This is a genomic window from Nostoc sp. EspVER01 (genome assembly GCF_034530635.1).
Classification (GTDB): domain Bacteria; phylum Cyanobacteriota; class Cyanobacteriia; order Cyanobacteriales; family Nostocaceae; genus Nostoc.
The window spans coordinates 67,195-87,190 of sequence record NZ_JAVRCS010000012.1 but is presented as its reverse complement, the minus strand read 5'-3'; the positions used below and the strand labels follow the sequence as shown (position 1 = coordinate 87,190).

The 19,996-nt window shown below is 41.3% G+C and carries 18 protein-coding genes; 5 read left to right on the top strand and 13 right to left on the bottom strand.

Annotated features, from left to right (window positions below):
- Position 1: 1 nt before the first annotated feature.
- Positions 2-418, bottom strand: a complete 417-nt coding sequence (locus tag RMX69_RS13115; RefSeq protein WP_322637710.1) for a hypothetical protein — start codon at positions 416-418, stop codon at positions 2-4.
- A gap of 84 nt (positions 419-502) precedes the next feature.
- On the bottom strand, positions 503-691 hold the full coding sequence (locus tag RMX69_RS13110) for a hypothetical protein (RefSeq protein WP_322637709.1): 189 nt from the start codon (positions 689-691) through the stop codon (positions 503-505).
- A 180-nt stretch (positions 692-871) separates the two neighbouring features.
- Between RMX69_RS13110 and RMX69_RS13105 the strand changes: the two genes are divergently transcribed.
- The 3 genes from RMX69_RS13105 (at position 872) to ilvB (ending at position 4,901) form a co-directional block, all read left to right on the top strand.
- Entirely contained in the window at positions 872-1,465 is a 594-nt protein-coding gene (locus tag RMX69_RS13105; protein WP_322637708.1) for a hypothetical protein, read from the top strand.
- 151 nt (positions 1,466-1,616) lie between these two features.
- A complete protein-coding gene (locus tag RMX69_RS13100; RefSeq protein WP_322637747.1) occupies positions 1,617-2,879 on the top strand; it encodes an MFS transporter in 1,263 nt (420 codons plus the stop codon).
- A gap of 126 nt (positions 2,880-3,005) precedes the next feature.
- A complete protein-coding gene (gene ilvB, locus RMX69_RS13095; protein ID WP_322637706.1) occupies positions 3,006-4,901 on the top strand; it encodes a biosynthetic-type acetolactate synthase large subunit in 1,896 nt (631 codons plus the stop codon).
- A 1,485-nt stretch (positions 4,902-6,386) separates the two neighbouring features.
- On the opposite strand, the gene RMX69_RS13090 is transcribed toward ilvB, so the two are convergent.
- From RMX69_RS13090 to egtC, 4 genes are all read right to left on the bottom strand, one after another.
- Positions 6,387-6,650 (bottom strand): hypothetical protein, encoded by a 264-nt coding sequence (locus tag RMX69_RS13090; RefSeq protein ID WP_322637705.1) that lies wholly within the window; start codon positions 6,648-6,650, stop codon positions 6,387-6,389.
- A 299-nt stretch (positions 6,651-6,949) separates the two neighbouring features.
- Positions 6,950-7,984 carry an L-histidine N(alpha)-methyltransferase gene (egtD, locus tag RMX69_RS13085; RefSeq protein ID WP_322637703.1) on the bottom strand — a complete coding sequence of 345 codons (1,035 nt, stop codon included), beginning with the start codon at positions 7,982-7,984 and terminating at the stop codon, positions 6,950-6,952.
- 164 nt (positions 7,985-8,148) lie between these two features.
- Complete coding sequence (locus RMX69_RS13080) at positions 8,149-8,343, bottom strand: hypothetical protein (RefSeq protein ID WP_322637702.1); 195 nt, start codon at positions 8,341-8,343, stop codon at positions 8,149-8,151.
- Positions 8,330-9,118, bottom strand: a complete 789-nt coding sequence (egtC, locus tag RMX69_RS13075) for an ergothioneine biosynthesis protein EgtC (RefSeq protein WP_322637701.1) — start codon at positions 9,116-9,118, stop codon at positions 8,330-8,332. The genes RMX69_RS13080 and egtC overlap by 14 nt, the downstream gene beginning before the upstream one ends.
- A gap of 1 nt (position 9,119) precedes the next feature.
- Between egtC and RMX69_RS13070 the strand changes: the two genes are divergently transcribed.
- Positions 9,120-9,881 carry a DNA polymerase beta superfamily protein gene (locus RMX69_RS13070; protein WP_289798276.1) on the top strand — a complete coding sequence of 254 codons (762 nt, stop codon included), beginning with the start codon at positions 9,120-9,122 and terminating at the stop codon, positions 9,879-9,881.
- Positions 9,882-10,273: 392 nt separating this feature from the next.
- Here the strand turns inward: RMX69_RS13070 and RMX69_RS13065 are convergent, their stop codons facing one another.
- The 5 genes from RMX69_RS13065 to RMX69_RS13045 all read right to left on the bottom strand — a co-directional run bounded on the left by RMX69_RS13065 (position 10,274) and on the right by RMX69_RS13045 (position 13,660).
- The gene (locus RMX69_RS13065) at positions 10,274-10,696 is read right to left on the bottom strand and encodes a DUF423 domain-containing protein (protein ID WP_322637700.1); all 423 of its coding nucleotides are present in this window, start codon (positions 10,694-10,696) and stop codon (positions 10,274-10,276) included.
- A gap of 102 nt (positions 10,697-10,798) precedes the next feature.
- Positions 10,799-11,278, bottom strand: coding sequence for a hypothetical protein (locus RMX69_RS13060; RefSeq protein ID WP_289798275.1), 480 nt, complete (start codon positions 11,276-11,278; stop codon positions 10,799-10,801).
- Between the two features lie 173 nt (positions 11,279-11,451).
- Positions 11,452-11,883 (bottom strand): GFA family protein, encoded by a 432-nt coding sequence (locus tag RMX69_RS13055; RefSeq protein WP_322637699.1) that lies wholly within the window; start codon positions 11,881-11,883, stop codon positions 11,452-11,454.
- A gap of 347 nt (positions 11,884-12,230) precedes the next feature.
- Entirely contained in the window at positions 12,231-12,599 is a 369-nt protein-coding gene (locus tag RMX69_RS13050) for a hypothetical protein (protein ID WP_322637697.1), read from the bottom strand.
- A 296-nt stretch (positions 12,600-12,895) separates the two neighbouring features.
- Positions 12,896-13,660: a DUF6748 domain-containing protein gene (locus RMX69_RS13045; RefSeq protein ID WP_322637696.1), complete on the bottom strand. Its 765-nt coding sequence runs from the start codon at positions 13,658-13,660 to the stop codon at positions 12,896-12,898.
- Between the two features lie 739 nt (positions 13,661-14,399).
- Here RMX69_RS13045 and RMX69_RS13040 point away from each other — a divergent pair.
- Positions 14,400-15,380, top strand: coding sequence for a helix-turn-helix domain-containing protein (locus tag RMX69_RS13040; RefSeq protein ID WP_322637695.1), 981 nt, complete (start codon positions 14,400-14,402; stop codon positions 15,378-15,380).
- Between the two features lie 277 nt (positions 15,381-15,657).
- Here the strand turns inward: RMX69_RS13040 and RMX69_RS13035 are convergent, their stop codons facing one another.
- Both RMX69_RS13035 and RMX69_RS13030 read right to left on the bottom strand, forming a co-directional pair.
- Positions 15,658-16,095, bottom strand: a complete 438-nt coding sequence (locus RMX69_RS13035) for a DUF6918 family protein (RefSeq protein ID WP_099103615.1) — start codon at positions 16,093-16,095, stop codon at positions 15,658-15,660.
- 570 nt (positions 16,096-16,665) lie between these two features.
- Positions 16,666-19,968, bottom strand: coding sequence for an efflux RND transporter permease subunit (locus RMX69_RS13030; RefSeq protein WP_322637694.1), 3,303 nt, complete (start codon positions 19,966-19,968; stop codon positions 16,666-16,668).
- Between the last annotated feature and the right edge of the window lie 28 nt (positions 19,969-19,996).

Genomic DNA, 19,996 nt, shown 5'->3' with positions numbered 1-19,996 from the left:
CTCAATTAGTATTATGTATCGTATTGTTACCTTGATAAATTGTGCCTGAATTATTATTGGCGTTATTTTGTTGCGCCTCTCCACCATACACATTTTGGACGTTTTGACCTTCGATCTGTCCAATATTTATTTCTTGCTGAATCTCTGAGGCTAATTTTTCTACTTCTGTAGCAAAACTTGTGTCAGATTTCATTACCTCTTGTAAGTAACTAACTACCCAATCCAAATCAACCTTTGACCCTTTTTCTGCCTTTACAAAAGCTGTTGCTGCCTCTTCCTTACCTTGAAGCTTGTTCCAAATCTTGTTACGTAGCACATTTATCTTTGCTAAAGTTACTTCTGTCAGCTTCTCAATTGTCTTGCCAAAAACTGTTTTCAAGGCCAGAGTTGCGATCGCACCCGCAGTTAGTGGTTCCATGTACTACCTCACCTATAAGCATCAGATTCTACTGATATTACAAGCTTTCTCTAATGGATTCCGCAATTGAGGCAAAATTTGGAATTACACATTTTGCCACGGAGTCATTGTAAAGACAGACAGCTTGTAAGACCTACGGATTTTTTCTAGAGCTGCCAAGGGCGCTTTACTCACCCATACCTTGGCATCGGTCTTGGCTTGCCAGTCAATCTCTTCTTTAGGTGGTGAGACTTTCGCTATAGTTGCAGTGGGAACGGAAATAGGTACGCTCAATGCTCCCTCTTAAGTTAACTTCTTCACCACTTCAACAATTTTCTTTTCTAGCCAATATTCCAACTCTGTGACGTTGCAGGGCTATTTCCTGGAGTTGCGAAAAAGTGGACTCGATTAATTTTTTTCCTCTTGCAATTGGTTGTGGCTTTCTTCTAACTTGTTATTTATTTCCTGTAATAGATGATTATAATTATTTGCCCTGGAATTCATGAGCCAAAGTTAACTGAAAGCTTTAGAGTCGGATTGTTAGATTTAGTTTCTAATAGTGCGATCGCACTCAACTCAGTAAATATATTTATTTATCCGGGCGAAGATGTTTTGGTTTTATCAGCATTGCACATTTTGCAGTTTTTGCGCGTTAGCGTAGCTCACCGCAGGTATTGCTTGACCGACTCTCTAGAATCACCAATTATATTCATAAGCTTTAGTGCTGGCGTAGTTGGGGCAATAGGGGCAGCACATTTGTGGCAACTCTTGGGTGGTCGTGTCAAAGCGTTTATTGCTATAGATGGATGGGGAGTACCACTACAGGGTAATTTTCCTATTCATCGGATGAGCCATGATTATTTCACCCATTGGAGTTCATCTTTGCTAGGCAGTGGGCAAAATAACTTTTATGCAGAGCCATCAGTCGATCATTTGTCCATTTGGAAATCTCCCCAAACTGTACAAGGCTGTTGGGTAGATTCGTCTATTGAGATTATTCCACCCAAAGGTCGTCTGACAGCAACTGAGTTTTTGCTTATGCTGTTAGAGCACTATGAAGCAAATTAATCCGGACAATGGAGTAAGTAAACAGGAGTTAGGAGTGAGGAGTGATGAAGGGAACAGGTTACAGGTGACAGAAGACAGCCAAGAAAAACTATACCCTATCCCCATACCCTATCCCCATACCCTATCCCCATCTACCCCAAGAAAGTATCTAATGTTTCCAACTGAACCGGCTGCTGTTAATAACGGCTTTGGCGCACTGCTAAAAAATCGTGGTTTTATGCTCCTGTGGATTGGGCAATTGGTGTCCCAGTTAGCAGATAAGGTCTTCTTTGTTTTGATGATTGCTCTGCTGGAGAACTACTCACCGCTTCCTGGGTTGGCACAAAATTCGATGTACTCAACCTTAATGCTGTCGTTTACAATACCAGCAATTTTGTTCGGCTCTGCTGGTGGTATCTTTGTTGACCGCTTCCCAAAAAAGCTGATTATGGTTGGCTCAGATGTCGTGCGGGGAATATTAACGCTGTGTCTTCCCTTATTGCCACGAGAATTCCTGATTCTATTAATCCTGACTTTTGCCATTTCTACAGTGACGCAGTTTTTTGCACCAGCGGAGCAAGCAGCTATTCCCTTGTTGGTGAAGCGAGAGAATTTGTTGGCAGCCAATGCGCTGTTTAGCAGCACGATGATGGGAGCTTTAATTGTTGGCTTTGCAATAGGAGAGCCAATTTTGAGTTTGTCGAAAAGCTTGATGGGAGAACAATACGGTCAAGAGATTGTAGTTGGTGGATTATACATATTATCGGCTGCGATCATGCAGCCAATTAAGTTTAAAGAACCCAAACCCCACCAAGAACATCAAGCATCAAATAACCCTTGGGCTGAATTTACTGAGAGCCTGCGGTATCTCAAGAAAAACCGTTTGATATTGAATGCCATGCTGCAACTGACAACTTTATATTGTGTATTTGCAGCCTTAACGGTGCTGACAATTCAATTAGCCGAGGAGTTTGGTTTAAAAGAAAAACAGTTTGGCTTTTTCTTGGCAGCAGCCGGTGTGGGTATGGTATTTGGTGCAGCGATTTTAGGCCACTGGGGTGATAAATTGCATCATAAACCCCTACCTTTAATTGGATTTTTGATAATTGCACTAGTTTTAGGGGTGTTCACTTTTACGCACAACTTATTACTGGCGCTGGGACTGTGTGCATTTTTGGGTGTAGGTGCTTCCCTAATTGGCGTACCCATGCAAACTTTAATTCAACAGCAAACACCATCTACCATGCTCGGTAAAGTATTTGGCTTTCAAAATCATGCCGTCAACATCGCTCTGGCCTTACCTCTGGCTATTACTGGGCCATTAACTGATGTTCTGGGCTTGCGAACTGTGCTTGTAGCAATGAGTATTGTTGTCGTAGTTGTCGGTGTTTGGGCTTGGCAAAATACCCGCAAAGTCTTGCAAAACGTAATTTAATTAATGTAGGCTAATAATCTAGATTTATATTTAATATAAAAATTAATAAGATTTTGATTGAAGTTTTCAATTAAAATGAAATCTTAACTACAGAATTCAGCATTAACTTTAGCTATAGTCTGAGGTTTGACCGTGCGATCGCTTTCCCCAATTAGTCTCCCACAAACCGAGAATCACAAACAGTCTCGTGCCTCTAGCCCGCCAGCCTTGCCCAAACGAGCATCTGGCGGTTTTGCTCTGCTTGACAGCCTTCATCGCCACGGCGTTGATTATATTTTTGGTTATCCTGGTGGGGCAATTCTCCCAATTTACGATGACCTGTATAAGGTGGAAGCAACTGGTGCTATGAAGCACATTCTCGTGAGACACGAGCAAGGCGCAGCCCACGCCGCTGATGGTTATGCCCGTGCTACAGGCAAAGTAGGAGTATGCTTTGGTACTTCTGGCCCAGGAGCAACTAACTTGGTAACAGGCATCGCCACCGCCTACATGGATTCAATCCCGATGATTGTGGTTACAGGACAGGTAGCACGTGCATCGATTGGTACAGATGCGTTTCAGGAAACTGATATTTACGGGATTACCCTACCAATCGTCAAGCACTCTTATGTAGTGCGTGACCCTAAAGATATGGCGCGAATTGTCGCCGAAGCCTTCCATATCGCTAGCACTGGGCGTCCGGGGCCAGTTTTGATTGATGTCCCCAAAGATGTAGCTTTAGAAGAATTTGACTATGTACCTGTAAAACCAGGTTCAGTAAAGCTACGCGGTTATCGTCCCACGGTGAAGGGAAATCCCCGACAAATTAATGCCGCGATTCAGTTGATTACTGAAAGCCGCCGTCCCTTATTGTATGTCGGTGGTGGTGCGATCGCATCTGGTGCCCATGAAGAAGTTAAACAACTAGCTGAATTATTCGATATCCCTGTCACCACAACCTTAATGGGGATCGGTGCATTTGACGAACATCATCCCCTAGCTTTGGGAATGTTGGGAATGCACGGCACAGCTTACGCTAACTTTGCCGTTAGTGATTGTGACTTGCTGATTTGCGTCGGCGCTAGATTTGACGATCGCGTTACAGGTAAATTAGACGAATTCGCTTCCCGCGCCAAAGTAATTCACATCGACATCGATCCCGCAGAAGTTGGCAAAAACCGCATTCCCGAAGTGCCCATTGTCGGCGATGTGCGGAATGTGTTAGTAGACTTGTTGCGTCGCTGCAAAGAAACAGGCGTTAAGGCTACACCAAATCAAAACCAAGAATGGTTAAATTTAGTTAACCGTTGGCGCGAAGAGTATCCTCTCATCGTGCCGCATCATCCCGACAGCATTTCACCCCAAGAAGTGATTGTAGAAGTCAATAGCCAAGCACCCAACGCTTTCTACACCACAGATGTCGGACAACATCAAATGTGGGCAGCACAATTCCTGAAGAACGGCCCAAGGCGCTGGATTTCTAGCGCTGGTTTGGGAACTATGGGTTTTGGCTTACCTGCGGCAATGGGCGCGAAAGTGGCCTTTCCTGATGAAGAAGTCATCTGTATTAGTGGTGATGCTAGTTTCCAAATGTGTTTGCAGGAACTAGGAACAATTTCACAGTATGGAATAAATGTCAAGACAATAATTATCAACAACGGCTGGCAAGGGATGGTGCGCCAGTGGCAGCAAGCCTTCTATGGTGAGCGTTACTCATGCTCCGACATGGAAGTAGGGATGCCAGATGTAGAGTTATTGGCAAAAGCTTATGGCATTAAGGGTATGGTAATCAGCGATCGCAGTCAATTAAAAGATGCGATCGCCGAAATGCTAGCACACAATGGTCCAGTAATCTTAAATGTCCACGTCACCAGAGACGAAAACTGCTATCCAATGGTAGCCCCTGGTAAGAGCAACGCTCAAATGGTCGGCTTGCAGAAGCAACCGCCGAAAGCGGCATCCGAGCCAGTGTATTGTAGCCATTGCAATGCTAAAAATGCTCCTACCCACAACTTCTGTGCTGAGTGTGGGACGAAGCTGTAACGCTTTTTGATAATTCAGACTAGAGAGGTAGGGGAGCAAGGAGAAGGGGAGAAAGATGCAGGAATATCCCCCTAATTCCTGCCCCCTTTCCTCTTGCGTAGGTATAGCTTAATCTTCCAGATTAGGTTGAGGTAAAAAATATTTCCTAAGTAATTTACTACATCGCTTTGACTGTTGAAATCTAACAGCGCCTCAGCTATATAACTCTTCTAGTTGAGTAATCGATTTACATAAATCAAAAAAATCTCATTTTAATTAATTGTTATCTGTCTTATCTAATAGGAATGGGTTGTAGTTTAAGGATGTCTACAGCTAAACTCATATCGAGCAAACCTAAATCATCTGTGGGTTTATATTCTCAATACGCTTGGGTTAAGAAGAATAGTAGGTTGGGTTGAGCAACAGCGAAACCCAACAAAGCCTTTATACAGCACTGACAGCTATTATGCAATACAGACCGCCAGGGAATAGAATTCCCTGTCTAATGGTGCAAGTCCTCTAGAAGAGGACTAGAAAAACTTGGGTTAAAGCACTGACAGCTATTATGCAATACAGTACAGTTTTTCTTTTTGCCCTTTTCTATCATAGCTTTCAGCTTTGAGGATGTACCTCATAGCTGCCGGAAGTGCTGTAATGTTGGGTTTCGTTCCTCAACCCAACCTACTAGCGCGGCGCGGCAAGCTTAATTTATTGGGTTGGTAATTCTGTTAATCATTGGATTTTGGTTTTAGTGAGTTTTTGAAACCTAAGATTTTAAGTATGTCACGCTACTACGGCAGTTTTAGTTTTTAGCTTTAACTGAACCGTATTGGTTTATGTTCTCAATATTTACTTAATATAGTCAAACTTAGTGTACATTGCTGAAATATACACGCATTTATTAACGAAAACTACTTTATCAAACTTAGGTTTTATTAAAAATTCATATACTTTTGGCTTTAATTAGTTAAATATGCGAGTTAGAGTTGATTTTATATAAATCATTTTTATCAAAAAGTTCAGTAACATTCCTCTTTTATTAATAAGTTAAATATCACTAGAATATTAATAGTTGTGCTGGCTTAGTTGATTAAAAAAACGTCAATTATTCCCGGTGTATTTATTTCTAACTCTCTTTCAAGCAGATTTAGTAGTATTAAAATAACCGCTCTCTTTCTTTTACAAAAAAGAGTTTAGCTTCCCTTGATTGAGGGAGGTTAGATTGTTGTTAGCGAATTAATGTACTAAGCATTAATAGTCTATTCATTTAGAAATCGCTGTGTTCAAGTTTTCTTGGGCAACAGCGTCATGATTTCTATTGGAAAATTGCAGTTTTATTTCCAACTAAGAACAAACACAACTTCTTTAACCTTTGAATATTTATCAACCCATTTTACCAATCCCTATGCAACAATATATTTCTCATTTGCTCATACTGGTATTAGGAACAAGTTCAACTTTGCTCATTACTCCATGTCAAGCTCAAACTCCGGTAAAAACCAACAGTCAAAATCCTGAGAATGTTACTTCCATACCTTCAAGTTCACCTTCGGCTACAAAATTAACTGATTTTGCCAATTCTACTAATAGCAAACCACCTCTCCTTTCTGAGGTAGTTAATAATTCTTCTGCTACTAATGCCAATATAACAGCAAATAAACCTCGTCCACGAGTTCCTATATTCAGCAGAATTTTTCGCACACCTTCGATGCAGCAATAATTAGCAGCTAAACATTTAGTTGATTTGCTTGGGTTGATCGGATTTTGCATTCATACGTTATGTACAATGTACATAATCTAGTGAAAATACTACCCCAGCAAGAGGGATTCTAATTGACCCCAGCAAGAGGGATTCTAATTGTTCTCTCTTGTTGGGGTGGGACGAATATCATCTGGGTAGGTAAATTTTGCATTTGTGCAAGAAGTCTAATATACTGTGACCTCTCTCCTTTTAGAAGAGAGGTTTTGAGTGTTACTCCCTAACGCTTGTGGGGAAGTGCTGTTTTTGTTAGGTATATATCGGACTCAACTGAGAACCGCTATATATATGAGGCGTACTTTGATTTGCTTTATGCTTGCAGCTGACACAGCAGTAAACCAAACCATTGATTTGGATCTGTCCACACATGAAGAGGTAATAAACCTTGTGCGGTTAGTTGGTGTTTGATGATATTAAGGTCAAATTTGCGGGAAATTTCGGTGAGGATAGTCTCATCTAGTGCAAAATTAAGCTTAAGATTAAGAGCGCGTAATTCTACAATTTGCGATCGCAAGCTGCGTAAATGCATTTCTATTTGATGCTCGCTTTCATTGTAAAATGCCCGGTGTTCAAACTGGGTGGTGTCAAAGTTACCCTCAAATCGCTGATTTAAATGTTCTAGCATATTGAGGTTAAATGCAGCTGTTACTCCCTGGCTGTCGTTATAAGCTGGTTCCAAAATCTGCTTTGGCTTTCGTAAATCTATCCCCAATAAAAAATACTCACCTACTTCTAGAGCATTGGTAATTTGAGAGAAGAACACATCACACTCATCAGGGGTAAGATTACCTAAGCTGCTACCAATAAAACAAATCATCCGACTGGGTAATTGCGTCGGTAGGAGTTTTGCAAGGGCTAATTCATAGGTTCCCGCTAGTGCATAAACTTGGAGTAAGGGATAATCTTTTAATAACTGCTTGGCACTACTTTCCAACATACCTGCACATACATCAATTGGTAGGTAGTGCAGGGGATAACTTAGTTGCTGGTAGGCATCTAGTAAAATTCGGGTTTTACTAGAACTACCACTACCAAGTTCTACCAATTCACAAACACCAGTTATCTTGGCAATTTCATTAGCATACTGCTGTAAAATTGTTGTTTCTGTGCGTGTAAGATAATATTCTGGTAAATCACAGATTTGCTCAAACAGATCGGAACCACGGTCATCATAAAAGTAACAAGGGGGTAGAGATTTAGGTGTTTGAGTTAATCCCTTCACTACATCACTCCCAGCACTAGGTGCAACTATTTGAGTTGCTCCTATCAAACGCTCTATCTGCAAGCGTTTTTCAACGCTGCTTTGAGAAGTAACCTTGCTGTTAACAGCTTTAGATATCGACATGAAACCTCCGTTTGCTTGGCGTAATAGGTTACTTTGATAGCAGACCTTTACCCCAATCAGTGAAACACATAGCCATAGTTAATAAAATCATGCTTGAGCAATATAGCTCAAGCTTTAAAGCTATTTTTCAGCATTTTCTCACTAAAATAGTAGCAAGTAAGTGTCTAATTGCTATGTTCCCGCAGCGAGAAAGACTCGATATAGACAATATGTCCCAAGTAGCAGCCAACAGCAGATGAAATCAGAATGAGGTTGACTAGAGAATGTGGCTTCGTCATATCCTGGAATAGTGCAAAAGTTTTCGAGGAACATTTATCAAAGGCTTGAGAAATAGCCTCTTTCACACTAGATTTGCTCAATTTGGATCTCACAGTCTGCTCCCACACTAATGATGCTATTTTCTGGGCAAGCAATCCAATTACCTAGAAATAGAGGTTCAGAAGCAATAATTACAGATTGTGGGAAAGTCGGATCATCTCGTATCCAGTAAAGAGATGGAGGCGGTGAAGTGGTAGCAAAACGAGAAGCTATTAAACGATGCCCGTCACTAAAGATTACATTGAGTGAGGCTTCTACTTGATAGCGCTTTGCCATCTCTAAAAGCGTTAATAATGTGGTGCGTAAGGCATACTCTGGAGGTCGATGTTTGTTAATTTGACTTTGCGAAAGTAACAATGCAAAAATGTGTTCTGAGTCAGTACTGCCATTAATTTTTTCGTAAAGTTCTTGGGTTAAAGTGCTGCGAATTTTTCTGTGTAATGTTTTGCGGAAATTTTCGATTCGTCCATTGTGAATAAATAGCTGTTGTTGATGGTTAAAAGGCTGACAGTTAGCAAAATCTACGGCTTGTCCTGGTGTAGCACTGCGGACATAAGCAAGTACACACTTTGATTCGACGTAACGACTGAGACTGGGTAGATTTATATCATTCCAAATAGGTAGGGTATTTTTGTAGATAAAAGGATCGGTATCTTTTTGACTATGATACCAACCCACACCAAAACCATCTGCATTTACCACCTCAGAGATCATTTCGCGGGGTTGAGAACTCTGGACTATAAGTGAGTGTTCTGGTTTATATAGAATATGTTCTAAAGAAATAGGCGAACCGAGGTAAGCAAGTAAACGGCACATTATGAATATTCCAACTTCTATTAACACAATTATTGGGCAACAGCCTTACCCGTTTTTATTCACCATCATCAGTGGTTCCCACTTATATGGCTTTCCCTCAGCCGATTCTGATTATGACTTGCGTGGTGTGCATATTTTACCAGTTCAAGAAGTAGTGGGATTACAGACTAGAAATGAAACTATTGAAGTTTCAGAAGTTCGCGAATCTTTAGAGATTGATTTAGTAACTCATGATGTAAAAAAATTCTTTTTGATGCTACTTAAAAAGAATGGTTATGTATTAGAACAATTGTATTCTCCTTTAATATTAATAACCTCACCTGAACATGAGGAATTGAAAATTATTGCTAAAAATTGTATTACCCGTCACCATAGCTACCATTATATTGGTTTTGCCGCAACCCAATGGAAACTTTTTGAGCAAGAACATGCGCATCGAATTAAGCCATTGCTTTATGTTTACCGAGTTTTATTAACTGGGATTAATCTGATGCAAACAGGAGTAATTGAATCTAATTTAATTAAGCTAAATGAGATTTTCGATTTACCATATATTTCTGATTTGATCGCCCAAAAATTAGCAGGTACAGAAAAGTCTGTTTTGTCAGATATTAATGTAGCTTTTTATCAAAGAGAATATGAACGTCTGCGTAATAAGTTACAGGAGGCACATCAATCCAGCCCATTACCCGAAACATCGTCAGCTAATGCAGCTTTGGATAATTTATTAATACGTCTGAGAGCAAAAAGCTATAAAATATAAGCTTTTAAATTCTCAGTAATAGCTTTCTTAAAAAAGATCAATTTAGGAATTTTACATTCTGCGTTATTTCTAGATAACGGTACTAGTTTATTTGTGTTTTCATAAGTAAAATCATTGCCAATTCCGCCCATTGCTGAAATTATGATTGATGAATTGGCTAATTTTATTTGTTAGAAAATATTTTTGTTTATTTATTAGTTTTTGTACATACAAAAGAGTCACTTTGCCTACTTAAAAAGTAAGGAATCTAGTTCGTAATTTGTAGCTTATAGGTTGGGCATTACAACGCTAAATTTAGTATGGCATACTTGTATAAAATATGCTGTAAAAACAAGGTAAATAAGTCTCGAAAAATGGAGTTAGGAGTTAAGACTTTTTAACTCCTAACTTTTTTACAACTTCAAATTCCAAGCAGCAAAAGCTAAAGTACCCCAAGCTGCAAGAAAGGCTGTGCCGCCTAGTGGTGCGTAGGCGTAGCCCGTCGTAGACATCGCTCCCAAGGATTTAATACCGGTTAAGCTAAGGGCATACAAGCTACCTGAGAAAATAGCAATACCAATGATAAACAGCCATCCACTGGCTACAAGTGAGGGTTGAGGCGACTCAGTGCGGCTCATTAGGATTGCTACTAAGAAAAGTGCTAGAGCATGATACATTTGGTAACAAGCGCCAGTTTCAAAAATTTCTAGCGTAGGCGTAGCCCGCCGCAGGCATCGCTCACTAATTTTTTCCCGTAACGCATGGGAAGCAAAAGCACCAGCAGCGACCGACAAACCGCCTAAAATGGCAGCTACGCTCAAAAAAATCTGCGTCATTAGAACTAGCCGTAAGTTGGGTATTGTAGTCATTAGTCATTGGTCATTAGTGAATAATAAATGACAAAGGACGAAGGACAAACGACAAATGACTAATGACAATTAAACATCAAAATGATATGATACAGCCCCTTCTTCGTTCACCTTAAAGTTTGCATTGAATTCTTTAGCTTTTTCATCTAAATATTGTCTGGCGTGGGCTGCTGGTAGTTGTGACTGGATGGCAAAGCCTAAAACAGTTACACGCCCGTGATTTTCTTGTAGCATCTCATAAAAAATCGATTGCAGGCGATCGCTAACTTGTTGATTAATCGCCTTTTTCTCCTGCCGACTTTGACGGTACAATCCCAATGCTAACCACGTGCCCAGTGTTAGGGTAGGGACACCAAAAATTAGACCACCAGCAGCAGCATTATTATCTTCATAAGTAGCATTCGGTGCATTAAACTCATACTCACCCGTGGGTATTATGATGGCTTTACGTGTAGCAAATTTTTCTAAGGCCGCTGTTGCTGATAGAGTTACAAACATGAATCCGAGTGTCAGTAGCCAACCGGCAGCTAGTTTTTCAGCAGTTTTCATAGTTTCACTTCAGATTTACACTTTGCTAGCGATTTTAACCTGACTTTCATAAAGGTTCCAATATATCAATCTACTCCCAGCGACAGTTTTTTAGCTTTTACACAATCTTTTTCAGGACTTACGCAACTGGCACAATGCGATTGATTGCTAGTTGATAGTAAATCAGCCAATCTTTACCGCTCTGATGGAGGTGCAAACTGTGCAAATACCTCTGCCCCTGTTAGGTTCTTGGTTTCATTGGCAAAACAGTAATATTTGGGCTTTTCATCAATGAATATCTGATGATCGAAAACAAGACCTTCACAGCTATCGAATAGTCCAACGGGTATGAAATACTGGTTACTTTGTTTCAATTTGTAAAATAGATGGCTACCACACTTCTTACAGAATCCACGCTCTGCCCATTCTGAAGATTGATAAACTTCGATATATTCTTCACCAGAGAAGCTAACATCACTCTCACACTCAACTACTAACAAAGGTCCTCCACCCCAGTTGCGACACATACTACAATGACATGCTCCTACCTGATTACTCATACGGGTTGTAGAAACGTTTACTACTCCGCACAGGCAGCTACCTTTTGCAATGCTCACATTAGACATATTTTTTCTCTAAGCTATTGCGCCTTTAGTTTGCACTAATATTTTTCAAATATGATTGTGGGGTGGGCATCTTGCCCGCCCTGATAATGTAAGTTGTATACGTAACAGCTTACTCCCAAAAATGCGCTGCAATTTTACATTCTTTTTTGTTTCATGCTGGAAGTATCTGCACTATTGAGTTTAAAGGCTGATACAACTAATCTAGTCGCTTTTTGACGCTGCTTAAAATCAACATTGATGTTACATCTCCAATTTAAAATATGGAGTTTTGCGTTTATCGCGTAGAGCCTAACTTGATGGATGGGCTGAGGTACAAAGCCCATCTACCGTGCTTGAGTACAAACGTCTTATTTCAGTTTGCAGCTTGCGGTAAGTTCCAGATTGTAGAAAGTCCCTGGTTTGGGATTAATTGAACGCAACTGCTGGATAAAAGCATTAAATGTTGTATTGCTTATGCCGAAGCCAGCTTCAGCACAAGCAGATAAACCTCCTTCGATGGGAATAGATCCGGTTCTGGGACTATATACAATGAATTTATCGACGGTGCTAGTGCCGACTGCAAACCCGATAACCTGGCGAACTGTTCGCAAAGCGGCATTATCTAAAGGACCACCAATACTGCCAATACTGATATTAACCGCACGACTTTCAGCAAAAGCCGGCGCACTAATCGACAATACAGTCCCGACAATCATCAAACAGGTGAACTTCTTCATTTTCCTCTCCTCCAAAAAATTGAAAAACTAATAATTAGGTTTCGACATGGATGAAGTACATCAGAGACTTTACCATGTAAGGTTTTCAGACACTAGGGTATGTGTAAACTACAAAATCTATGATTCTGAACTTTTGGGGATTACTTCAGCATTAGGTCTTTCGTTTTCTGAAAAATGTTAATTTCTTAAAAATTCTTTATAAAATCGCTTTTGCAGACCCTGGCTGTCTAATTGGTGTTGTTTACAGGTAAGCTGAAAAAACATCTACCAACGGCGGTACCAGCGTGAGACTACTATTAGTTCGGTTCCACTCTCAGATAAAATTGCGTAGCCACAAACTTAACATCTCTCTTGGTCGGGTTTAAGTCGTCTACTACCTTAGTTGTACCCACAGCAATCAAACCTAGAGCGAAAATTTCTTTGTTTGCAGCTTCAATTTGTTCTGGTGTTGCAAGCGTTTGGCTCAAATCGATTGACGAAACTTGAGAACTCTGAGGCTGATTCAAAATAAACCGATCCGTGGAGAAGCAAGGGGTGGTGAAACAGACAATGCCATTGTTTTTAAGCGCAACAAAAGTACCTTTTGCTGGAGCATCTGTAGCAGCTATGAAAGCTTCTTTAACTCTCAATTCTCCAAACTTACCAATTTCACCAAATTCCACTGGAACTATAGTACCTCTGAGAATCAAACGGCTAGCATCCTGATTTTGAATTTTTGTCAGTTTGTCAAGTGGTAATTTCAGGGAACTCCAATCAATTGAAGACACATAGCATTCATTGCGAAAGACACCATCAACACAGGGAGTAGCTTTTAGATTGTTCTGCTTGATGAAAAATCCCCCGCATCTCGGAGAAGCACATCTGCGAAAATCCCTCCGCACCGTGTAATATCCCCACTGGGAAAAGTCTTGATTTTTGACACTGATTGCAACAGAATCAGTAGTGTCTGGAGAAGAAATGTCCTGAGCATGTATCTTCGGGTAAAATCCGAAGCTAGCTAGAAGAATTGCACCTAATGGGAGAATGATTCGGTATTTGTAGTAAATTGATTTTTTGCTCATGGTATCTTGAAATTTTGTTTAAGGTTTTTCAGACATCTTGTTGCACCTGACTCGACTGAAACCCTATGTAGATAAAAAACGTGGAATAACTACCTATTATACTGTCATGGTGTTTTTTTAGTGTATCAGTGATTGATACTGAAACTGTTGTTAACTATATTATGAGTGCCTTTTCTGACTATAGACTTTAGCATTACGTTGAATAAAAGTTAGAGGTGTGAGAAAGCTGCGCTTAACTGCTTCAGGGTTCATGGCTAATGCTAATAGTAATTATTTACAAAGGAGCATACCATACGGTCTTAAGGCGCTACATGATTGTTACACTACTTAGTTACTGCGATCGCAAATTAGACTAGATCCAGGAGCAGGCTCAGTCTACATTGATATTTCGGTTACTGTACTACTGTCACCACGAATGCAACTCCTCAGCGATTTCACGAAAGCTATGTGCTGCGACGAGTCAATCATGTTTCTAGCTCAACTCCAGAGCAGCGTAGATGGTATTTCCACTCGGCGAATATTTGCAAATGGTACGCACTCAAGGTTTTTTCTTACAGAGATACGAGTATCATTTTTATGATCGTGACTGCGTTTATTATTTGTTTGTTCCAGTGTTAATGATGAATTAAAAAAATTAAATTATACAAATAGCATCCGGAAAATGAAGGTGAAGTGAGGAAAAATAGTGAAGATATGATTGTAATTTTCTTTGATTGAGTTAATATAAAAGGCTTTCACAATGGTTACTACTCCTGTATACTATTTCCAAATTCTGGGCAATCCGAATATTGAAATTTCTCAAGATGAGTTGCGATCGCTTTTAGGAGACATAGAAGTACAACTGCATCGTAGCCGAGTTTATCGACGTGCTTTAGCGATTGTGCAGAAGTTAATAGGTGAAGAAACAGATCAGGCTCAAGATTTATTAAAAGCCGTAGGTAGAGAAGCGATCGGTTTGGCATTTCGACAATTTGCCCAACAAGATCAAAAAGTTGAAACAGCTACAGATACGAAGCAAGCTACAGAAACAGTCAATTCTTCATCAGAGATACAGCAGGAGCATTGCACCCAAACAGAGCAATCCTCTAAAAATGCAGCAGAAAATTCGCTGTGGAAAAAACCACTACAATTTCTGAATCATCAGAGAATTTCTCAAGCAGAACTTGCCTTGCAAGCAGATCAACAACGCATGGTGTGCCTACGTCAAATCGGGCAACAACTCCAAAAAACCCGTCAGTCCAAAGGGCTTTCTTTTGACCACATCCAGCTTTCCACTCATATCCGAACCGAGCTGATAGAGGCATTAGAAAACGGCAACTCGAAAGAATTACCAGATGACATTTTTTTACGTGGATTTATACGACGTTATGGAGATGCTTTAGGACTTAATGGTGTTGCCTTAGCTGCTTCTTTGCCAGTACAAGCAGCTATACCAGTAACTCAGACCCTTTCGTACCAATCTAAAAAAGGAATGGGATTGGAAATTCGTCCGACGCATTTATATGTAGGTTATACAGCTCTTCTTGCTGGTGCAATGGGAGGATTAGCCTTGATGTCCCAGCAACAAGCAACTACCAATATATCAACTGAGCAAGATAACTCTTCTTCTGTTTTACAATCGTTAAAACAACAATCCCCTACTGTTAAACCAGGGATTAAATCTACTAACACTGGTGTAGCTGTCGGATCTGATATTTCCCCACCAGAAGGATTATATTAACGACGCACCTTCTAGAATTATCTCAAGCGATCGCTTTAGCCATGAACAACTATCCCAAGCGATCGCAGTCGATTTATTAACAAAGCTGTGCAATATTATACTACTCAAAAAGCCTGAATCAATCTTAGAGAACAGTTAAAAGAAGGAGCCATCCAACGGGCAAAACGCGATTTGGAGTTGGTGAAGTTTTGAGGCTATATCTGGTGAAAAGCTACTTTCTATCTGCGCTTCCCACCTTTCTAGAAGACGCGATTAATCGCGTCTCTAATCGTTTGGCTCAGACCTTAGTGTAATTATTGATTACTTTGGCTAAATCTGGCACTGCTTCTTCCACGTGCTTTTTGGCTGAACCACGAAGTTTTTCATAGGTTCCTCGCACGATTTGGCGGTTTGAGTTCTTGACTCTCGCATCGGTAACACCTAGTAGTGCATCTGCTGTATTAGAGCGATTCGCACTCAGATATTCAACTGGGTCGCCTTTCTCTACGCCTTGACTCCAGATGGGATCAAGAGCTGTAAAGCATTGCGGTAATATCTGCTCAACGACATAGGGAATATACCCTGGCTTAACCCCCTTCAAAGCAGCAAAGGCAGTTTTCAAAGCGATGCCGCTCATGCCTGACTTGGATGCAAGCTGTCCTTCAATCATGTTGCAACAATCATCTATGACCATAGCCTTTTTGGTCGGGTTCAAAAGTCCGTCGCTAAGTCCCATTTCACTCTTCCTTATCTAAGTACTTAATTCTATTCGACTAATTTTTTTAGCAAGCAGGAAATTACAGAAAATGGTATCAGAGTTAGAGGATATTGTGGATAAGCTGATACGCTTTTAACCTGCATAGTTGAGAAGAGGCAGGGAGCAGAGGAGCAGAGGGGCAGGGGGCAGAGGGAAAGAAAAGACCCTTTACTGCTACCGTGAATCAGAGCGGAACATGGGTTTAAGTACATACACTTAATTATAAGAAGTGGTTCTCGTACCCTACAGGAAGGTAGCACAACAGGTGGCGTTAATCCCTTTTCTGTTTTGTCCCCCCTGCTCCTCTGCTTCCTGCCCCCTGCCCCCCTGCCCCCCTCTTTCAAGGGCAGGTTTTTAGGCTTTCGATAAATAGTTGAGAATGTTCTCAATTATTGAACGTAGTTTTAAGTTCTCAGACAATGATTTTGATTTTAAAATCCCAAAAATTTGTCTAATCAAAAAAACCTGCCCCAGAAAGCCTGCCCCCCTGCTCCCTGCCTCTTTTGAAAGAGTTACTCTGCACTTTGCTATGAGACTTAAGGGCAAAAGTTAGGTTATCCCATCCTCCTGAGACCTAAATTGCGTCTCTGGCTGACTTGAGCCAGCTGGTAGAGCTTCATGTCTAGTTCCCGAAGCTCCTGGAGAATCTGGAGGATTTGAACCTCCTCGCTTCCCAGGTAATATAGCCTGAGCCAAGGTTTTAACCAAAATATAGAGAATTGGCACTAAGAACAAACTCAAAAACGTCGAAAGCATCAACCCCCCAAACAACGCTGTTCCTAAAGACCAACGGCTGCTGGCTCCAGCCCCTTCAGAGATTACCAAGGGCAAAAATCCTAACAACGCTGCAAAGGATGTCATTAAGATTGGTCGCAGACGTTCTTCCCCAGCTTTCACTGCCGCCCTTGTGTAGCTCATGCCCTGCTCATGCAGTTGATTGGCAAATTCTACGACTAGAATTGCATTTTTCGCAGCTAGACCAATCAAAGTCACCAAACCTACCTGGCAATAGATATCATCCACTACTTTCGGGAAGAGGCTGCCTGCCATGAAAATATTGGAACGCAGCCAAATCGCTGTCATTGCTCCCAAAACTGCTAGGGGAACTGTCAGCAAAATAATAATCGGGTCAATGTAGCTTTCATACTGAGCTGCCAGCACCAGAAAGACAATAACGATCGCTAAGGCAAAAATCAAGCCTGTAGCTCCCCCAGATGTCTTCTCTTGGAGATAAGTCCCTGTCCACTCATAACCAAACCCTTGAGGTAAGTTTTCTGCTGCTAGTTGCTCCATCGCTTTAATCGCCTGTCCAGAGCTAGCACCGGGAGCCGGAGCGCCCTGTACTTTGATTGACCTGTACAAGTTGTAATGGGCAATGGTTTTCGGGCCCACAAAGGGAGTAATTTTCACCAAACTGCTCAACGGAATCATTGCCCCACTGGCAGAGCGAACATACAGCTTGCCAATATCATCTGGATTCGAGCGGAACACCCCGTCTGCTTGGACATATACCCGATACTGTCGCTGTCCCTGCACGAAGTTATTCACATATTGCGATCCCAGGTAAGTTTGCAATGCTCCAAAGATATCGTTAATTTCGACATTGAGAGCTTTGGCTTGATTGCGATTTACCTGAATGTCAAATTGGGGAGTATTTGCGGTGAACTGAGTGAAGACTCCTTGGAGAGCAGGGTTTTTATTGGCCGCCCCAATCAATTTTTGAGCAGTCTCAATTAGGGTTTCAATCGGCGCACTGCCGGTTTTGTCTTGAATGATAAACTCAAAACCACCCGTAGTACTTAATCCTCTCACTGGAGGAGCATTTACTGCGATCGCTCTGGCTTCTGTAATTGTAGAGAGCTTTTTGTTCAGCCTCTGAAGTATGCCATAAACAGATTGAGATTCTTCAGTTCTCTCTTTCCAGGGTTTCAGGTTAGCAAAGGCAATGCCTAAATTAGAAGCATTGCCATCGAAACCAAAGCCACTGATCATAAAACTAGCTCTAACTTCGGGAGCCGATGTGACTTCTTTGGCCACCTTGTTCATCACAGATTCGGTATATTTCAAAGAAACGCCATCAGGTCCCTGGACAATGACAAAGAAGTAACCCTGATCTTCTTCTGGAATAAATCCGGTAGGTACTGCTCTGTACATCAAAACCGTTGCTAATAAACCAGTAACAAAAACCCCAATTACAATTGGCTTGACATGGGTAAGGTAGCTAACAAACCCGACATATCGCCGCGTGAACCAGCTAAATCCCCGATTAAACTGTGTAAAAAACCACCCCAAAGGGCCCCGTGGAGTCTGAGCAGGGCGCATAAGAATGGCTGCCATACTCGGAGAGAAAGTTAAGGCGTTAAAGGTCGAGATGGCAATGGAACAAGCAACGGTTAAGGCAAATTGTTTGTAAACAATCCCTGTTGTACCCGGAATGAATGCAACGGGAATGAATACTGCCATGAGTACAAGTGAAGTTGCAATGATTGCCCCAGTTAACTCCTTCATGGCTTCAACAGCCGCCTCAAAGGGCCTCATACCCTGCTCTAGTTTGACTGCAACTGCCTCAACCACAATAATGGCATCATCCACAACGATCCCGATCGCGAGAACGAAACCAAATAAGGTCAGTGTATTAATTTGAAATCCTAAAACTAACAGAGCCGCACACGTCCCAATCAAGGAAACGGGGATCGCTACAGTCGGAATGATCGTAGTACGCCAGTCTTGCAAAAAGACAAAAATTACCAAGACTACTAGGACAATCGCCTCAACCAGAGTGTGCAGAACTTCTTCTAAAGAAATTTCTACAAACGGAGTGGTATCAAATGCCAACTGTGCTTTGAGTCCAGGTGGAAAACTTTTCTCTAAAATCTTGATCTGTTCTTCAACAGCATGAGCAACCTTGAGGGCATTACTACCAGGAAGTTGATATATCCCCAAACCCACGGCTGCCTTGGGAGCATTTCCTGGGATGGTGAATTTGGCATCAGCCAGATAGCTCTCTGCTCCCAGTTCAACTCGACCGACATCTCTGACTTTAACTAGAATGCTGCTAGTGGGGCTATTAGTAGTGCCAGCTGGACTCACCTTCAGCACCATATCCTCAAATTCAGCCGCATCTTTGAATCGACTGGTTGCCCGTAAAGCAAATTCAAAGCTTTGATTATCTGGTGCTGGTTCCTTACCAATAGCCCCTGCACCCACTTGAATATTTTGTTGTTGCAGGGCAGTTGTCACATCTTGAGGAGTTAGTTTATGTTGGGCAAGCTTGTTGGGATCGAGCCAGAGACGCATGGCATATTTGCGTTCCCCAAAAACCCTGGCACTTCCTACACCAGGAAGCCGTTTGATCTGATCGAAAATATACAGGTCGACATAGTTACTGATAAAAATGTTGTCATACTCGTTATTTTCTGAGTAAAACCCATAGACGAGAAGGAGACTGCTCGATGCTGTTTCAACAGTCACACCTGTTCGTTGAACAGTATCTGGCAATTGAGGTGAAGCCAGTGCTTCTTTATTTTGAACGTTTACTTGAGCAATATCGCTATTGACATTAGTCGGAAAGGAGACAGTTATATTGCTCGAACCATCATTACCCGTATTAGAAGATATATAAGATACATCTTTAACACCATTAATTTGTCGCTCAATAATGTTGGTGACAGTATTTTCTGTTGTTTGAGCATCCGCACCAATATTGTTGGAGCTAACAGTAATTTGCACTGGAGCAAGGTCTGGTAGCTGAGAAATGGGAAGAATAAGTATACAGATGCTTCCCAGCAGCAAGATGATGAACGTGCAGACCGTCGTCAGCACTGGCCGTCTGATGAAGGTATTGACAAACATAAATCAAGGAATAAAGGAAAAGTTTCAG

Bases quoted from the DNA above. Each gene is read 5' to 3' on its own strand.
- RMX69_RS13105 (WP_322637708.1), top strand. From the start codon at position 872: ATGATTATAATTATTTGCCCTGGAATTCATGAGCCAAAGTTAACTGAA.
- egtC (WP_322637701.1), bottom strand. From the start codon at position 9,118: ATGTGCCGTTTACTTGCTTACCTCGGTTCGCCTATTTCTTTAGAACAT.
- RMX69_RS13055 (WP_322637699.1), bottom strand. From the start codon at position 11,883: ATGTCTAATGTGAGCATTGCAAAAGGTAGCTGCCTGTGCGGAGTAGTA.
- RMX69_RS13050 (WP_322637697.1), bottom strand. From the start codon at position 12,599: ATGAAGAAGTTCACCTGTTTGATGATTGTCGGGACTGTATTGTCGATT.
- RMX69_RS13045 (WP_322637696.1), bottom strand. From the start codon at position 13,660: ATGAGCAAAAAATCAATTTACTACAAATACCGAATCATTCTCCCATTA.
- RMX69_RS13100 (WP_322637747.1), top strand. From the start codon at position 1,617: ATGTTTCCAACTGAACCGGCTGCTGTTAATAACGGCTTTGGCGCACTG.
- egtD (WP_322637703.1), bottom strand. From the start codon at position 7,984: ATGTCGATATCTAAAGCTGTTAACAGCAAGGTTACTTCTCAAAGCAGC.
- RMX69_RS13070 (WP_289798276.1), top strand. From the start codon at position 9,120: ATGAATATTCCAACTTCTATTAACACAATTATTGGGCAACAGCCTTAC.
- RMX69_RS13065 (WP_322637700.1), bottom strand. From the start codon at position 10,696: ATGACGCAGATTTTTTTGAGCGTAGCTGCCATTTTAGGCGGTTTGTCG.
- RMX69_RS13115 (WP_322637710.1), bottom strand. From the start codon at position 418: ATGGAACCACTAACTGCGGGTGCGATCGCAACTCTGGCCTTGAAAACA.
- RMX69_RS13040 (WP_322637695.1), top strand. From the start codon at position 14,400: ATGGTTACTACTCCTGTATACTATTTCCAAATTCTGGGCAATCCGAAT.
- RMX69_RS13035 (WP_099103615.1), bottom strand. From the start codon at position 16,095: ATGGGACTTAGCGACGGACTTTTGAACCCGACCAAAAAGGCTATGGTC.
- RMX69_RS13030 (WP_322637694.1), bottom strand. From the start codon at position 19,968: ATGTTTGTCAATACCTTCATCAGACGGCCAGTGCTGACGACGGTCTGC.
- RMX69_RS13060 (WP_289798275.1), bottom strand. From the start codon at position 11,278: ATGAAAACTGCTGAAAAACTAGCTGCCGGTTGGCTACTGACACTCGGA.
- RMX69_RS13090 (WP_322637705.1), bottom strand. From the start codon at position 6,650: ATGCAAAATCCGATCAACCCAAGCAAATCAACTAAATGTTTAGCTGCT.